This window comes from Xenorhabdus kozodoii, assembly GCF_002632875.1.
In the GTDB taxonomy this organism is placed as follows: Bacteria; Pseudomonadota; Gammaproteobacteria; order Enterobacterales; family Enterobacteriaceae; genus Xenorhabdus; species Xenorhabdus kozodoii.
This window is the reverse complement of the sequence record NZ_NJCX01000016.1, coordinates 41,803-57,538: the sequence shown is the minus strand read 5'-3', so window position 1 is coordinate 57,538 and position 15,736 is coordinate 41,803. Positions and strand designations below refer to the sequence as shown.

11 protein-coding genes and 2 tRNA genes are annotated in these 15,736 nt (G+C 43.3%); 8 read left to right on the top strand and 5 right to left on the bottom strand.

Annotation, left to right across the window (positions count from 1 at the left end; all coding sequences use genetic code 11):
* The first annotated feature begins 453 nt into the window (after positions 1–453).
* On the top strand, positions 454–1,479 hold the full coding sequence (purR, locus tag Xkoz_RS12045; protein WP_099142391.1) for an HTH-type transcriptional repressor PurR: 1,026 nt from the start codon (positions 454–456) through the stop codon (positions 1,477–1,479).
* 3 nt (positions 1,480–1,482) lie between these two features.
* On the opposite strand, the gene punR is transcribed toward purR, so the two are convergent.
* On the bottom strand, positions 1,483–2,391 hold the full coding sequence (punR, locus tag Xkoz_RS12040) for a DNA-binding transcriptional activator PunR (RefSeq protein ID WP_099142390.1): 909 nt from the start codon (positions 2,389–2,391) through the stop codon (positions 1,483–1,485).
* Between the two features lie 123 nt (positions 2,392–2,514).
* Here punR and punC point away from each other — a divergent pair, with 123 nt between their 5' ends.
* A complete protein-coding gene (gene punC / locus Xkoz_RS12035; protein WP_099142389.1) occupies positions 2,515–3,702 on the top strand; it encodes a purine nucleoside transporter PunC in 1,188 nt (395 codons plus the stop codon).
* Between the two features lie 308 nt (positions 3,703–4,010).
* Positions 4,011–5,162: a cyclopropane fatty acyl phospholipid synthase gene (gene cfa / locus Xkoz_RS12030; protein WP_099142388.1), complete on the top strand. Its 1,152-nt coding sequence runs from the start codon at positions 4,011–4,013 to the stop codon at positions 5,160–5,162.
* A 111-nt stretch (positions 5,163–5,273) separates the two neighbouring features.
* Here cfa and Xkoz_RS12025 read toward each other — a convergent pair whose 3' ends face one another.
* Positions 5,274–5,918, bottom strand: a complete 645-nt coding sequence (locus tag Xkoz_RS12025; protein ID WP_099142387.1) for a riboflavin synthase subunit alpha — start codon at positions 5,916–5,918, stop codon at positions 5,274–5,276.
* 306 nt (positions 5,919–6,224) lie between these two features.
* Between Xkoz_RS12025 and Xkoz_RS12020 the strand changes: the two genes are divergently transcribed.
* The 5 genes from Xkoz_RS12020 to Xkoz_RS11995 all read left to right on the top strand — a co-directional run bounded on the left by Xkoz_RS12020 (position 6,225) and on the right by Xkoz_RS11995 (position 10,764).
* Complete coding sequence (locus tag Xkoz_RS12020; protein ID WP_099142386.1) at positions 6,225–7,598, top strand: MATE family efflux transporter; 1,374 nt, start codon at positions 6,225–6,227, stop codon at positions 7,596–7,598.
* Positions 7,599–7,767: 169 nt separating this feature from the next.
* Positions 7,768–7,844: transfer RNA gene (locus Xkoz_RS12015), tRNA-Val, on the top strand.
* A gap of 32 nt (positions 7,845–7,876) precedes the next feature.
* Positions 7,877–7,953, top strand: a tRNA-Val gene (locus Xkoz_RS12010).
* 516 nt (positions 7,954–8,469) lie between these two features.
* The gene (pykF, locus tag Xkoz_RS12000) at positions 8,470–9,879 is read left to right on the top strand and encodes a pyruvate kinase PykF (protein ID WP_099142385.1); all 1,410 of its coding nucleotides are present in this window, start codon (positions 8,470–8,472) and stop codon (positions 9,877–9,879) included.
* A 648-nt stretch (positions 9,880–10,527) separates the two neighbouring features.
* On the top strand, positions 10,528–10,764 hold the full coding sequence (locus Xkoz_RS11995; protein ID WP_099142384.1) for a major outer membrane lipoprotein: 237 nt from the start codon (positions 10,528–10,530) through the stop codon (positions 10,762–10,764).
* Positions 10,765–10,845: 81 nt separating this feature from the next.
* Here the strand turns inward: Xkoz_RS11995 and Xkoz_RS11990 are convergent, their stop codons facing one another.
* The 3 genes from Xkoz_RS11990 to ydiJ all read right to left on the bottom strand — a co-directional run bounded on the left by Xkoz_RS11990 (position 10,846) and on the right by ydiJ (position 15,538).
* Entirely contained in the window at positions 10,846–11,889 is a 1,044-nt protein-coding gene (locus Xkoz_RS11990) for a L,D-transpeptidase family protein (RefSeq protein ID WP_099142383.1), read from the bottom strand.
* Positions 11,890–12,056: 167 nt separating this feature from the next.
* Positions 12,057–12,470 (bottom strand): hotdog fold thioesterase, encoded by a 414-nt coding sequence (locus Xkoz_RS11985; protein ID WP_099142382.1) that lies wholly within the window; start codon positions 12,468–12,470, stop codon positions 12,057–12,059.
* Positions 12,467–15,538: a D-2-hydroxyglutarate dehydrogenase YdiJ gene (ydiJ, locus tag Xkoz_RS11980; protein WP_099142381.1), complete on the bottom strand. Its 3,072-nt coding sequence runs from the start codon at positions 15,536–15,538 to the stop codon at positions 12,467–12,469. The genes Xkoz_RS11985 and ydiJ overlap by 4 nt, the downstream gene beginning before the upstream one ends.
* Positions 15,539–15,736: the final 198 nt, after the last annotated feature.

The following is a 15,736-nucleotide window of genomic DNA, read 5'->3' as shown; positions in this document are numbered from 1 at the left end:
ACAAACTTTTCTCTTAGATCTTGATCAGATCAGACAAAGGCTTGCCAGAAAAACAATCATGATTAATGCACTACTGGCAGCCAATAATCCCAACTTCAGATCTGTATCCATAGAACATCCTCAATGTGAAAATTAAGACACCTCAACACCATAAATTTTAAGCGGTTATTTACCCTATTATCTAAAAATCATACCGCGATATTTAGTCCATACTCTTTATAGCATCGATTATTACTTTCACTTTTGAGCTAGATCAGACAAAATTCAAGGTTTATCGCTAAATTATTGCCAACCATCACTCTGTATATAAATATATTGGCAAACGATTAACAAATAGCTATACCCGACAAATTTCAAGTTACGGTGGTGTGCAAGTCAGTGCCATCAGCCAGACGGCAATTTGGAAGATAAAGGGTATATAAATTAGACCAGAAGGTCAGGAGTCCTTTTTTCATGGCAACGATTAAAGATGTGGCTAAACGCGCTGGTGTTTCGACCACAACCGTATCCCATGTTATCAATAAAACCCGTTTCGTCGCCGAAGATACAAAGGCCGCTGTTTGGGCTGCCATTAAGGAATTGAATTATTCTCCCAGTGCCGTTGCCCGCAGCCTAAAAGTTAACCACACCAAATCCATTGGGTTACTGGCAACATCAAGTGAAGCTCCTTATTTTGCCGAGATTATAGAATCTGTTGAAAATAGCTGCTATGGCAAAGGTTATACACTGATTTTATGTAATTCTCATAACGACCTCGATAAACAGAAAGCTTATCTCGCGATGCTGGCGCAAAAGCGGGTCGATGGTTTGCTGGTAATGTGTTCAGAATACCCTGATCAGCTTTTGAGTATGCTGGAAGGCTATCGCAATATTCCTATGGTGGTCATGGATTGGGGAGAATCCAGAGGCGATTTTACCGATGCAATTATTGATAATGCCTTTCATGGTGGTTACTTGGCTGGCCGTTATCTTATTGAGCGCGGCCACCGTGATATTGCATCCATTCCTGGGCCATTGGCAAGAAATACTGGCGGAGGACGCCATCAGGGTTTTCTTAAGGCACTGAAAGAAGCCAATATCACCATTCAGGATGAATGGATTGTACAAGGTGATTTTGAACCTGAATCCGGTTATCAGGCCATGTACAAAATCCTGAGCCAGAAACATCGCCCAACCGCTGTTTTTTGTGGTGGGGATGTCATGGCTATGGGAGCGATCTGTGCAGCCGACGAGTTAGGATTACGCGTTCCACAAGACATTTCCATCATCGGTTATGACAATATTCGCAATGCCCGCTATTTCACGCCAGCATTAACAACTATCCACCAACCCAAAGAACGTTTAGGGCAAATGGCTTTTACCATGTTACTGGACAGGATCGTCAATAAACGTGAGGATGCACAAACTATTGAAGTCCACCCACGCCTTGTTGAACGGCGCTCTGTTGCGGATGGACCTTTTATCGATTATCGCCGCTGACAGTTAATTTTCTTGCAGCCATTCGGCATTAAGCGTTTCGCTATCCCCCAGATAATCAAGTAACCAGCTTAATGCCGGTGAATGGCTTTTTTGTGACCATGTCAAACAGCATGGGCTATCAGGTAATGGTTGTTCAAGTTCGAGCGTTATCAACTTGCCTTTACGGATCAGCGGTAGTGCACGGTGTTTAGGCACCATGCCTACACACAATCCATCCATCAGACAACTTAATCCAACTCCCCAATCGGGAACAATCAACCTTCGTTGGTTATCCAAAGCCCATGTATCACGCTTGGGTAAGCTGCGTGAAGTGTCTTCGAGGCATAAACTGGGATAAGGCCGCATCTGATCATCATTCAATTTTCCCGATATCGCTGCCAGTTCGTGTTCAGGGCTGGCTACACATAACCATGGCATAAATCCCATATCCCTGAAGCTATATCGTTCACCAACAGGGGAGGCGCGTGTCGCTCCGATGGCAACATCCACTCTCCCATCCACCAAGGCATCCCATACGCCATTAAAAACTTCAGGGTAGATAAATAATTCAATATCTGGGAAATGGCGATAAAAATCCAAAATTAGCCGAAGAGTTCGCTCTGGTTTGACTACCTGATCGACTGCGATACTAAATTGTCCTCGCCAACCATTGGCCACCTGTTGGCACTGGTGCCGAGTGTGATTCATTTTTTTGATAACAGAACGAGCTTCTTTGACAAAAATGGCTCCCGCTTCTGTTAAATCGACATCACGGTGACGACGTTCAAACAAAGGTACTGCCAGCCACTCTTCGAGCTGCTTTACCGTATAACTGACAGCAGAAGGTACACGATGAAGCTCTGATGCAGCCGCACTGAAACTTCCTGTTCTGGCGACAGCATCAACAACTTCCAGAGAATATTCAGACCACATAGTTCTTCCTTTCAATTTTTTTCACAGCATGGTGCAAATATTACCGTTTCACAAGTAAAAATCATGCTATATAAAATAAGCCAATTAGCCACTCATCCACTACCACACCGAGTTATTAACACAATGACAACAAATAAAAACTCCATCTCATTTATGTTTTATCTCGCAGGCCTCAGTATGCTGGGCTATTTGGCCATCGATATGTATCTGCCCGCTTTCGATACAATGAAAGCAGAGTTAGGTACATCAACCAATGCTATCAGTGCGAGCCTCAGTATTTTTCTTGCCGGATTTGCTTTTGCCCAACTTTTGTGGGGACAATTGTCTGATCGTTTAGGCAGAAAACCTGTCCTTATTATCGGACTATCCCTGTTTTCCATTAGCTGTTTAGGTATGCTTTGGATAACTGATCATATTCAGTTATTGGTATTGAGATTTATGCAGGCAGTGGGTGTTTGTTCTGCTGCGGTTACCTGGCAGGCTTTAGTCGTTGATAGATATGATGCAGAGCGTACCAAACGGGTTTTTGCCATGATCATGCCCCTGGTTGCCCTTTCCCCTGCCCTTGCGCCTTTGTTAGGAGCGTGGCTATTAACGCATGATGGCTGGAGGGTCATTTTCCTTATTTTAATGATCGTGACGGTATTGCTGTTAATACCCACATTTTTTTTGGCTAATAAACGTACTAACATTGAAAGCCACACCAATAAAAAATCGATTTCTTTCTTTACGTTATTAACTTCTCCCGTTTTTAACGGGAATGTAATGATCTACGCATCTTGCAGTGCAGGTTTTTTTGCCTGGTTAACCGGGTCACCCACAATTTTAAAAGACATGGGTTATGATCCTACTGATATTGGCCTAAGTTATATTCCCCAAACTCTGGCCTTTATGATTGGCGGATATGGTTGCCGTATCTTATTGGAAAAAGTGAAAAGTGAAACCGTATTTCCATTTCTATTAGTGGGCTATGCTGTAAGCATGATCACTATTTATTTAATTTCCATATTAAGTGAACCTTCATTTATCGCTATTCTTATTCCCTTTTGTGTGATGGCGGCAATGAATGGTGCATCTTATCCAATTGCAGTCGCAAATGCTCTGTCTGTTTATCCTCAGGACAGTGGTAAAGCGGCTGCATTGCAAAATGCCCTGCAATTGGGCCTCTGTTTTGTCGCAAGTATGATCGTCTCTTTATTTATGGAATATCCTCTTTTGTCGACAACAACAGTAATGGCGTTTACAGCTCTCCCAATGGCGATCGGTTATTGGCTGCAAAAACAAGGCATTGAAAAAAACCACCAGGCATAAATGCTATAACTCCCCGAAAAAAATAATAGCTAAGAACATTATTATCTAAAGGTTACGCTTTATGTAACCTTTAGATGATTGTTTAAATGCTATTTCACTCATATACTTATACCGATTCATTATTCTAAAAGTTCGGGATTTGAGGTATTTCAGGGCATTGAGGCTCTCTTTAATTTCAGGATGAATAGGCAATATGTGCTTTTAATGCCATTTCTATATTATTTTTCAATAAACCTTCAAGGTTTACATAATAAAAATCAGCTATAAGTAACACCTCAGAATTCCATCACACAAATGTTGGAGAGTATATGAGTTCGTCTTTTGTTGAAGGTAAAAAAACAACCACTGATCCTTGGCATAGGATCGCCCATGAGTTACTTCAGGAAGCCGATATTGAGATCAATGGCAAGCGTCCTTTCGATCTACGCATTAAAAATCCTGACTTCTATAAGCGTGTATTAAGGGAAGGTTCATTGGGTCTGGGTGAGAGTTATATGGACGGCTGGTGGGAATGTGATCGCCTTGATATTTTCTTCTATAAAATATTACGGGCAGGCTTAGAACATCGTGTTCCTAAAAATACCAAAGATATCTTCAAGATAGTTATCTCTCGTATATTCAATTTACAATCGCCCAAACGTGCCTGGATTGTCGGTAAGGAACACTATAATTTAGGCAATGACCTTTTTACCCGGATGCTTGATCCTCATATGCAATATTCTTGTGGCTATTGGAAAAATGCTAATACCCTGGAAGAAGCACAATCCCATAAGCTACACCTGATTTGCGAAAAACTACAACTTTCTCCAGGCATGGCTGTATTAGATATCGGTTGTGGATGGGGAGGATTGGCAGCTTATGCTGCCAAAAACTATGGTGTATCTGTCACAGGGGTTACAATTTCAGCCGAGCAGCAGAAATATGCTCAGGAGCGCTGTAAAGATCTGGATGTAAAAATTATCCTTGAAGATTACCGCAACCTTAACCTTCAGTTTGATCGCGTTGTATCTGTCGGCATGTTTGAGCACGTTGGCCCTAAAAATTATGACAACTATTTCAATATCGTGGAAAAAAACCTGAAACCTGATGGCCTGTTCCTTCTCCATAGCATCGGTTCCAATATTGATAAGTCAGGCTCCGATGCATGGATCAGCAAATATATTTTTCCTAACGGCTGCTTACCATCGATAGCCAAAATTGCCAAAGCCACTGCCGGAAAGTTTGTTATGGAAGATTGGCACAACTTTGGGGCAGATTATGACCGAACACTGATGGCATGGTATGAACGATTTACTGCCAGTTGGCATGAAATAGAACATAACTACAGCCCACGCTTTAAACGGATGTTCACTTATTACCTGAATGCCTGTGCAGGCGCATTCCGCGCAAGAGATATTCAGTTATGGCAGATAGTATTCAGCCCGCGAGGCATTGAAAACGGATTGAGAGTTCCTCGATAGTGTTCCCCATAATGGCGTTCCCAAAGCTACAGAAATAGGATATTTCTGTAGCTTTCCTATCTTATAGGATCGAGTCATTACAAGCTTTACGACACAATCCAGAAATATTTTTTATTGTTCTTCAACCTGTAACAATAGTTTTTCTTGTTCTTTCTGGGCCATAACCCGTTCAACGGTATCTACAATCGCTTGAGTTTGTGGATCAATCTCAATATTAACCTTTTCACCCAAGCGTTTTTTGCCAAGTGTTGTTCGTTCCAATGTTTCCGGAATTAAATGAACGCAAAAACGATTATTAACGACATCTCCAATGGTTAAGCTAATTCCGTCAATACCAATAAACCCTTTGTGCAGGATATATTTCATCAACTGCTTGTCGTGAATGCGAAACCATATTTCATGGTTATTTTCAGAAGTGAAGATCTTGGCAATTTCTGCTGTTGTAATCACATGACCGGACATCAAATGCCCGCCAATTTCATCACCAAATTTAGCCGCTCTTTCCAGATTGACGCAATCACCTACCCTAAGCTCACCAAGGTTGGTCAGACGCAATGTCTCTTTCATTAAATCAAAACTGACTAAATCACCATTGATCTTAGTCACAGTCAGGCAACAGCCATTGTGGGAAACAGAAGCCCCCGTTTCAATTCCGGGTAATAATTCAGCCGGAAACTTAACAATATGAGTCCGAAAATGCATCTTTTCATCAATGGCAACTATCGGCGCTTTTCCCTGAACGATACCTGTAAACATGGGACCCTCTTTAATCATTTTATCTAGCGGATTAGTTTAACCTACTCGCCGCTTTTAAACACCACCCTGTTTAAACAGAATATTATTTTGGCTGAGTTTAGTTTCAGTTGAATGTTGCTTCAATCATGTTGTCTCAAATTCATTGCCCGGTTATTGGATATAGCCATCGTACAATGATTGGATTAATAAAATGAGTCCTATACAATATGACGGCTTATAAGCGATACATTTTCTATTTACATCGTTTGCTCGCAAAAAATACTTCTTATTTTTCTCGTTAATTTTCAATCAAAAAAGGTGTAGTACGTGCAGAAATATTTAAATGAAGCGCGTAGTTTGCTCGCTTTAGGGATCCCTGTCGTCATTGCGCAGTTTTCACAAACTGCGATGGGTTTCGTCGATACTGTCATGGCAGGTAAAGCTGGTGCTGTTGAAATGTCAGCGGTTGCTGTTGGTACATCAATCTGGCTGCCTACTATCCTGTTTGGTCAAGGCTTATTGCTTGCCTTAACCCCCATCGTGGCACACATGAATGGATCTGGTCAGAGAAAAAATGTTGCAGGCCAAATTCAGCAAGGGTTCTGGCTTGCCACCTTCCTTTCTGTCTTGATCATCGCCATCTTGTATAACAGCCGATTTATTATAGAGGCACAACATAACGTCGATCCTGTATTAGCTCAAAAAGCCACAGATTTTATCCATGCCATCATGTGGGGAGCGCCAGGTTATTTGTTTTATCAAGTTTTGCGCGGTCAATGTGAAGGATTATCGAAAACCAAACCAGGCATGGTAATTGGCATAGCCGGACTACTGGTCAATATCCCCGTTAACTATATTTTCATTTATGGTAAATTTGGTGCGCCTGAATTGGGCGGTGTAGGCTGCGGTGTCGCTACGGCAACGGTTTACTGGGTTATGTTCCTGTTTTTGCTTGCCTATGTGAAGCACTCTCCTTCCCAGAAGGATATCCAAACATTCAACAAATTTGCAGGCCCTAAATGGCATATGCAAAAACGTATTGCACTGCTTGGCTTACCCATTGCTTTGGCGATGTTTTTTGAAGTTACGTTGTTTGCCGTCGTCTCATTGTTGGTTTCCCCACTGGGGGTAGTGGCCGTGGCCGGGCACCAGATAGCGCTCAATTTCAGCTCCATGATGTTTATGTTCCCACTATCATTAGGGATAGCGGCAACCATTCGTGTTGGCCATAACCTGGGCCAACAATCAGCAGAAGGCGCTAAAATATCCGCCTATACGAGCATTATTGTTGGCTTAATTATTGCCTGTATGACGGCAACTTTCACGGTACTGGGTCGCGAGCACATCGCATTTATGTACAACGATAACTCTGAGGTTGTTACGCTTGCCTCCCATTTGATGCTATTTGCCGCGATCTACCAGCTTTCTGATTCGGTTCAGGTGATTGGCTCCGGGATATTACGCGGGTACAAAGATACACGTTCTATCTTCTTTATCACTTTTATTGCTTATTGGATTTTAGGGCTGCCAAGTGGCTATATTCTGGCGTTGACGGATTATGTCACCAAACCGATGGGGCCACAGGGTTTCTGGATTGGATTTATTATCGGTCTAACCGCATCGGCATTCATGATGGGTTACCGGATCCTATGGACACAGAAACAGCCGGCGCATTATGTTCTAAGACGTTCTAATCGTTAATTTAATACATTTCAATATACTAAGTGGTAGGTTCAAGGGGAAAAGCTGCGAATTCATGCAAAAAGATGTAAATGCGAGCAGTTGAACAAGAATTTGCATTTTTCCCCTTGCCAGAAGGCCCAGTGCCCGTTAATATTCGTTCCCGTTGTCAGCCGCGTAAATTTAGATTGCGTCCGTAGCTCAGTTGGTTAGAGCACCACCTTGACATGGTGGGGGTCGGTGGTTCGAGTCCACTCGGACGCACCAAATATCCGGTTGACAAGAAAACAATTCTATGTGCGTCCGTAGCTCAGTTGGTTAGAGCACCACCTTGACATGGTGGGGGTCGGTGGTTCGAGTCCACTCGGACGCACCATATCAAATTCGCCGTTTCAATTTTCCTTTATCTCATCAAACCTATCTCTTTCAGTACAATGCTCTCTCTGTTCATAAACTCATTTTTGACTCATGCTAACAACTCACTAAAAATCCAATGGCATTTTGTTTGCGCAACAACTGTCTGATTTCTTTAACCATGAGCTACGGCTATCGCCCCCTTTCTGTATAGAAATCTTTTCAAGTGCTATTTTTTGATTCATTTCACAGAAATTAGTCTCTATAATACGCTTATGTCATAAGTTGAATGGTTTCAGCCGGTTTATTTACCGAATCCAGAAAAAATTACAGATGATTAGTCGAACTAAACCCGCATATCTGCATAGACCCAACTTCACGCTGAAAAACCATTTGACGCTTACTGCTATCCATTTTCTATTGCTATCCGTTTTCCATTATTTGCGCAACTCAAAACATCAGATGATGTTGGCATAAGTGTTAATGTAATGGCTAGTGATTCACTCTTTTAATCCATTAAATCAGTAGATAGATTGTCATGAAAAAAACTAAAATTGTTTGTACCATCGGGCCGAAGACAGAATCCGAAGAGAAATTGACCGAACTGCTGAGTGCAGGTATGAATGTAATGCGCCTGAACTTTTCTCACGGTGACTACGAAGAGCATGGCCAGCGCATTAAAAACATTCGCGCAGTCGTCGCGAAAACCGGCAAAAAAGCAGCAATCTTGCTGGATACTAAAGGCCCTGAAATCCGTACCATGAAACTGGAAGAGGGTAATGATGTCTCCCTCACTGCGGGTCAAATTTTCACCTTTACCACAGATAAATCTGTTATCGGCAATCGAGAGCGCGTCGCCGTGACTTATGCTGGATTGTCAGAAGATCTGAAACCAGGAAACACCATATTGGTTGATGATGGTTTGATCGCCATGACAGTGAAAGAAACAACCGCGACTGAAGTCATCTGTGAGGTATTGAACAACGGTGATTTGGGCGAAAACAAAGGCGTTAACCTGCCAAATGTTTCCATCAACTTACCTGCACTGGCAGAAAAAGATAAACAAGATTTGATCTTCGGTTGTGAACAAGGCGTAGATTTTGTCGCCGCCTCTTTCATCCGTAAACGCTCTGACGTATTGGAGATCCGTGAGCACCTGAAAGCTCATGGCGGCGAACATATCCAAATCATTTCCAAAATCGAAAATCAGGAAGGCCTGAATAACTTCGATGAAATTCTCGAAGCCTCTGATGGTATCATGGTTGCCCGTGGTGATCTGGGTGTTGAGATCCCGGTAGAAGAAGTCATCTTCGCGCAAAAAATGATGATCGAAAAATGTAATGCCGCTCGTAAGGTTGTTATCACTGCAACCCAAATGCTGGATTCCATGATCAAAAACCCCCGCCCTACCCGTGCCGAAGCCGGTGACGTTGCTAACGCCATTTTAGACGGCACAGATGCAGTGATGCTTTCTGGTGAAAGTGCGAAAGGAAAATATCCTGTTGAAGCCGTTTCTATCATGGCAACCATCTGTGAACGTACAGATCGCGTTATGGGCAGCCGAATTGAGAATACCCGAACCCAGAAACTGCGTGTTACCGAAGCGGTATGCCGTGGTGCGGTTGAAATTGCAGAAAAACTGGCAGCCCCGCTGATTGTCGTGGCAACTTATGGTGGTAAGTCGGCGAGATCTATCCGCAAATATTTCCCTAACGCACCGATCCTTGCGTTGACAACTAATGAGATCACTGCTCGTCAATTGCTGCTGGTCAAGGGTGTTTCCACTCTGGTTGTCAAAGAAATCGCTTCTACCGATGATTTTTACCGTATCGGTAAAGAAGCTGCATTAGCAAGTGGTATGGCAAACAAAGGGGAAGCCGTTGTCATGATATCCGGTGCATTAGTACCCAGTGGCACAACCAACACCTCTTCTGTCCATGTGCTGTAAGACTCAGTAAACCATCAATAAAATAGCACTGCCCAAGTTGGGCAGTGCTGATAATCATAAAGAAGCCTAAATTTTTATTATGCAAATTGGGCTTCTTATATTTCTTTACAACCCATTTTCATGATCAATGTTACGGCCTATATCAATCCAACTTCAAGTTGCAGTTTGCAAGCCAATGAGAGTGCTTATATCTCCCCGCGTAGCGGGGAGATATAAGACGCATCTTGAAAGGCGACGGGTATAATATCCTTCCTTCAGATTGCTGCTTAATACAATAATATTTTACTATTTTCACTTAATTATGTTTATAAAATAGATCTTTTATATAACAATTATTCGTGTTAATTTAACAATATTGATTCAATTAGCCTTTAAATATTAAATTAATTAAACAGATAATTCTTACTGTTGTTTATTCTGATGAAACAGGCAAAATGGAATACACTTCACGTAACAGTTAAAATTATTCTGGTTAAATCATCGAGTTGGCAACACTTTTATTGTCGATATCCCAAAAAATTACTGGCTTATTTTGAAATAAAAAAATAGCAGGTTTTTTTCGTAGCAAATTTTTATTCTCTTTCTAAAATAGTTTGTGTAATACTTAGATGGCTACTTGGAGATTAACTTAATCTAGAGGGTAATGTGATGAATCGTACTAAAGTTGTATTTGGTGCAGTAATTCTGGCTTCCACCCTGTTAGCGGGTTGCTCAAGCGCGACTAAAGTTGAACAACTTGCCTCTCAGGTTCAAACTCTCGGTTCCAAAGTTGACCAATTGAGCAGTGGCCTCAGTGCTATTCGTTCTGATGTGCAATCAGCCAAAGACGAAGCTGCTCGTGCGAACCAGCGCCTTGATAACCAGGTTCGCTCATACAAGAAATAATCTTTATAGTGGGTTAATAAAAAATGGCGTACTATCCGTGTACGCCATTTCTATTTTTACTTTTCTACACAGTTCTATTTGTCAGGTTTCAGGTCGATAAATCGGCCCAGGTTGATGTAATGGCGGTATTTTGACGGGTTTAATTGCGTCTTCTGTATTTTCAATCGGCCTTGCCGCTTGGCTATTTGTCACCGACCCGGCATTCATCTGCACGGGCATGCCTGAACGACGGATAATGGCTTGTTCAACAAGAGCCCCATCCGTCTCACGATTATTAATGAACTCGACCAAACCTTCAGTACGTGGGATCGGCATTGTTTGTGGATCATCTGTCTCTTTATTGGAAAGTGGCTGATGAACTTCCACATAGCGCTTACCATCTGGCTCTACGGTATATTTCACCGGCTCATTAATGACCTGAACGCGCGTACCCCGTGGGACAGTACGAAACAAATCTTCAATATCATCCGGGCGCAGGCGAATACATCCTGAACTGACGCGCATCCCAATGCCGAAATTTGCATTTGTACCATGGATCAGATATTCGCCACGCCCAGCGGCCAAACGTAAGGCAAAATCCCCCATTGGATTATCTGGACCTGCGGGTATCACGGCAGGCAAAATAATTCCCCGACTCGCATAATCCTTGCGGATATTCACCGTTGGTGTCCATGTCGGGTTCTTGATCAATTGGCTGACTGATGTTGTCATGGTTGGCGTGTTACGCCCAAGTTGACCTATACCAATAGGGTAAACAACAACATCATTTTTTCCCTCAGGGAAATAGTAGAGCCTAAGTTCAGCCAGATTGATAACAATTCCCTGGCGAAGCGTGTCTGGAAGCAGCATCTGGGATGGAATAATTAATTCCGTACCAGGCTCAGGTAAATAGGGATCAATACCCGGATTCGCTTCCAACATCGCCAGTAAGCCTATTTGGTATTTGGCCGCAATAGCTTCTAGTGGAAGCCCATCATCGGGCACAATATAGGTAGAATTTACCCCAATCAGGCGGCTATTAGCAGGAGGCAATGGATACTCGATAGCATGGGCGATATTAGTCAATCCACTCAACGACAACATGCCAATCAAGAACATGCCGATAACAGGTAAAAATCGCTTCATACGTGCTTCCTGAAAATGATAGTTGCATGTTTGTGGTTAATTAATAGCCTATTTTGCAAAACTATTCTATCGCATTTGCGGTAATCAAAGCGGAAGCTATATTGGCCGGCTGTTCCCGTCAGCCAAATACTGACGGGAACAAAAACACCACAACGCGGGGGAAAATACTAAGGTAAAACTGCCGTTGTCAGGCGGGATGTGCAGCATAATTGTTGCTGATCATTATAAATATCAATCTGCCAGACCTGATGTGAACGGCCAAGATGGATAGGCTTGCAAATTCCTTTAACGCTACCCTCACGAACAGATTTAAGGTGGTTAGCATTAATTTCTATCCCCACCACTTTCTGTTCGCCTTCCGAGCAGAGATAGCCGGCAATTGAGCCGAGTGTTTCAGCCAATACGACAGAGGCTCCACCATGCAGGATCCCAAAGGGTTGTTTCGTTCGTTGATCGACAGGCATTACCCCTTCGATAAAGTCATCACCCAGCTGGGTAAATTCGATCCCGACATGTTTTACCATACACTCACCATTCAATTGATTCAGTGTATTGACATCTATATTACGTTTCCAAATCACGACATTATCTCCAATAGGGCTTGTAATGGATGTTTAAGCAACTTTCCTTCTATGCGTTTTACCTGACTGCGGCACGAATATCCGGTACTCAGGCAATGTTCTGAAGAGAGATTTTTCAGGGTTGAAGCCCATGAAAGTTTGTAAATGCCAAGGGAGCTTTCCCGGTTTTTCTTTTCATGGCCATAGGTTCCCGCCATGCCACAGCACCCGACATTGACATGATCCAACCGATGACCAAACTGGCGGAAGATATCAGCCCACTGTTTACCGCTATTGGGGAGTGCCGTCACTTCGGTACAGTGACCCAGTAAGTACCAGCCATGCTTAGGCACCGAATCATCGTTTTTCGCTGGTGACATTTTTTCCGGCAGGATACTGGCTAGCCATTCATGTACCAACTGAACGTTAAAATTTCCCCTCCGTTCACCGAGAATATCGTTATATTCATCCCGATAACACAGGACTAAAGCAGGGTCGACACCGACCAGGGGGATATTCAGGCGTGCAATCCGATTCAGGAAATCAGCCGTTTTCCCCGCGGTTTTGGCAAACCGATTCAAGAATCCTTTGACATGTTGTGCTTTTCCATTAGGTGAAAATGGCAGTAAGACGGGTTTATAACCGAGCTTTTCTGCCAACAGGACAAAATCAGTGACGACTTTTGCATCGTAGTAGCTTGTGAAAGGGTCCTGAACGATCAATACATGTTGAGCATGCTGTGATGGCGATAAGCCTTCCAACTGTTCCAGCGTTGTCCTCGCTGCATAATGACCAGCAAGTTGCTGCTGCAATGTCGGGTAGGAGAGTAACGGCAGATCAGCCATACCAATCGTATGCTGGCTGATTTTTTGTACCCAAGGTTGTTTGAGAAAAAAATTAAATACTCGCGGCGCTTTTGCCATTAATGGCGTACTGTGTTCAACATTAGCAACAATATGATCACGTAATGGGCGTAAGTAACGGCTGTGATACAGCGCTAAGAAGCGTGAGCGAAACGAAGGAACATCAATCTTGATCGGACATTGTGTTGAACAAGCCTTACAAGCTAAACAACCTGACATCGCCTCTTTAACTTCATGTGAAAAATCATATTCACCTCGCCACGCCTGCCAGCTATGGCGTGTCTTTTCAATCAAACCCCGCAAACTAGGACGCGCCTGATCCAGCCCATGCGCCAATAACCTGGGTTCAACCCCCTGCTCGGTCAAAAGCCGTAGCCATTCTCTGACCAAGGTCGCCCTGCCTTTGGGAGAGTGTATGCGGTGCTGGCTGATTTTCATTGACGGACACATTGGGCTTTTGACATCGAAATTAAAGCATAACCCATTACCATTACATTCCATTGCCCCGCGAAATGTCGTCCTGACATTGACGGGGATAGTACGGTCATAAGTCCCACGCTTGGCGGCATCAATTTTTATCATTGGAGCATCTACCCCAATTGGCGGACAAATTTTCCCCGGATTCAGTCGATTAAGCGGGTCAAATGCCGCTTTTATTCGACGCAGTTCGTTATACAAGACCTCACCAAAAAAGGCGGGGCTATATTCTGCCCGAAAACCCTTGCCATGCTCTCCCCATAACAGGCCACCATACTTGGCCGTCAAATGAACAACTTCATCAGAAATCTGTTTCATCAACATTTCCTGTTGGGGATCACACATATCCAATGCCGGACGCACATGCAAAACCCCCGCATCGACATGTCCAAACATGCCGTAATTCAGTTTATGGTTATCCAAAAGCTGGCGAAATTCGGCAATATAATCGGCAAGGTGTTGAGGAGGAACACAGGTATCTTCGACAAATGGAATGGGCTTAGCGGCACCTTTACTGTTGCCTAACAATCCGACGGCCTTTTTCCGCATGGCATAAATACGCTCAATATCCATCAAATCATGGCATGTTTGATAGCCAATAATGCCCGCCTGATTTTTTTCCATCAATTCATCAAGACGCAAGCAAATCGCTTGTAATTGCTGGTCAATTTTCTGCTCATCATTACCACTGAATTCGACAATATTCAGGCCTTGCATATCCTTATCAGGCACATCAGTAATCAATTCTTTCACTGAATGCCAGATGATATCCTCACGCGCCAAATTCAGTACTTTAGAGTCTACCGTCTCAACGGAGAGCGCCTTGGCCTCGACCATAAAAGGGGCATTGCGCAGGGCAGAATCAAAAGAGTCATATTTGACATTCACTAATCGCCTGACTTTAGGTAATGGCGTAATATCCAGTGTCGCCTCGGTAATGAAGGCCAGAGTCCCTTCAGAACCCGTCAAAATACGGGTGAGATCAAAAGACTGCATATCATCGCTGAACACATGGCGTAAATCGTATCCTGTCAGGAACCTGTTGAGTTTAGGGAACTTCTCAATGATTAATTTCCGTTGTTCACGGCAACGTTCCAATACCGTTTTATAAACACGACCAACGATACTCTCTTCTTGGGCAATCGATTCCGCTAATGCTGTATCCATAGGACGGGTATCTAAAATCTCCCCGCCCAATAAAACGGCGCGTACGCCAAGTACGTGATCTGAGGTTTTGCCATAAACCAGTGATCCCTGGCCGGAAGCATCGGTATTGATCATGCCGCCTAGCGTGGCACGGTTACTGGTTGAAAGTTCAGGAGAGAAAAAATAACCGAATGGTTTGAGATATTGATTAAGTTGATCTTTGATAACACCCGCTTCGACTCTTACCCATCCCTGTTCTGGATTAATTTCCAGAATACGGTTCATATAGCGGGACATGTCCACCACAATACCATTGTTAAGTGATTGTCCATTCGTGCCAGTCCCTCCACCGCGGGGAGTTAATGTCAGAGTCTTAAAACGCTCCTCTTCTGCCACTCTTGTCAGCAGTACAACATCAGCACTGGAACGAGGAAATACAACAGCTTGGGGTAACAGTTGATAAATACTGTTATCTGTCGCCATCGTCAGCCTATCAGCATAGCTACTGGCTGTGTCGCCAGTAAAGCCAGCTTCTTTCAGTGCAATCAAATAGTCCTGTGTCAGTTCGCTGACATGGGGGGCTTGTGATATACGTGGGATCATTGGCTAATTGCCCCTTATTCTAATAAGTATCCACAACATTGCTTTATCTATACTATCTTGGATAGCATCACTCAGACATTTTCGACTTTCTGAGCAGGCAGGCTTGCAACAATATCACAATATTTATCGATTTTGAGCAACCAATGAAATAACGTTATATTCAATGACCATTGTTACTGCCAATACCATACTCTTTTT

Coding starts and splice junctions, on each gene's coding strand:
- purR (WP_099142391.1), top strand. CDS start 454: ATGGCAACGATTAAAGATGTGGCTAAACGCGCTGGTGTTTCGACCACA.
- punR (WP_099142390.1), bottom strand. CDS start 2,391: ATGTGGTCTGAATATTCTCTGGAAGTTGTTGATGCTGTCGCCAGAACA.
- punC (WP_099142389.1), top strand. CDS start 2,515: ATGACAACAAATAAAAACTCCATCTCATTTATGTTTTATCTCGCAGGC.
- cfa (WP_099142388.1), top strand. CDS start 4,011: ATGAGTTCGTCTTTTGTTGAAGGTAAAAAAACAACCACTGATCCTTGG.
- Xkoz_RS12025 (WP_099142387.1), bottom strand. CDS start 5,918: ATGTTTACAGGTATCGTTCAGGGAAAAGCGCCGATAGTTGCCATTGAT.
- pykF (WP_099142385.1), top strand. CDS start 8,470: ATGAAAAAAACTAAAATTGTTTGTACCATCGGGCCGAAGACAGAATCC.
- Xkoz_RS11995 (WP_099142384.1), top strand. CDS start 10,528: ATGAATCGTACTAAAGTTGTATTTGGTGCAGTAATTCTGGCTTCCACC.
- Xkoz_RS11990 (WP_099142383.1), bottom strand. CDS start 11,889: ATGAAGCGATTTTTACCTGTTATCGGCATGTTCTTGATTGGCATGTTG.
- ydiJ (WP_099142381.1), bottom strand. CDS start 15,538: ATGATCCCACGTATATCACAAGCCCCCCATGTCAGCGAACTGACACAG.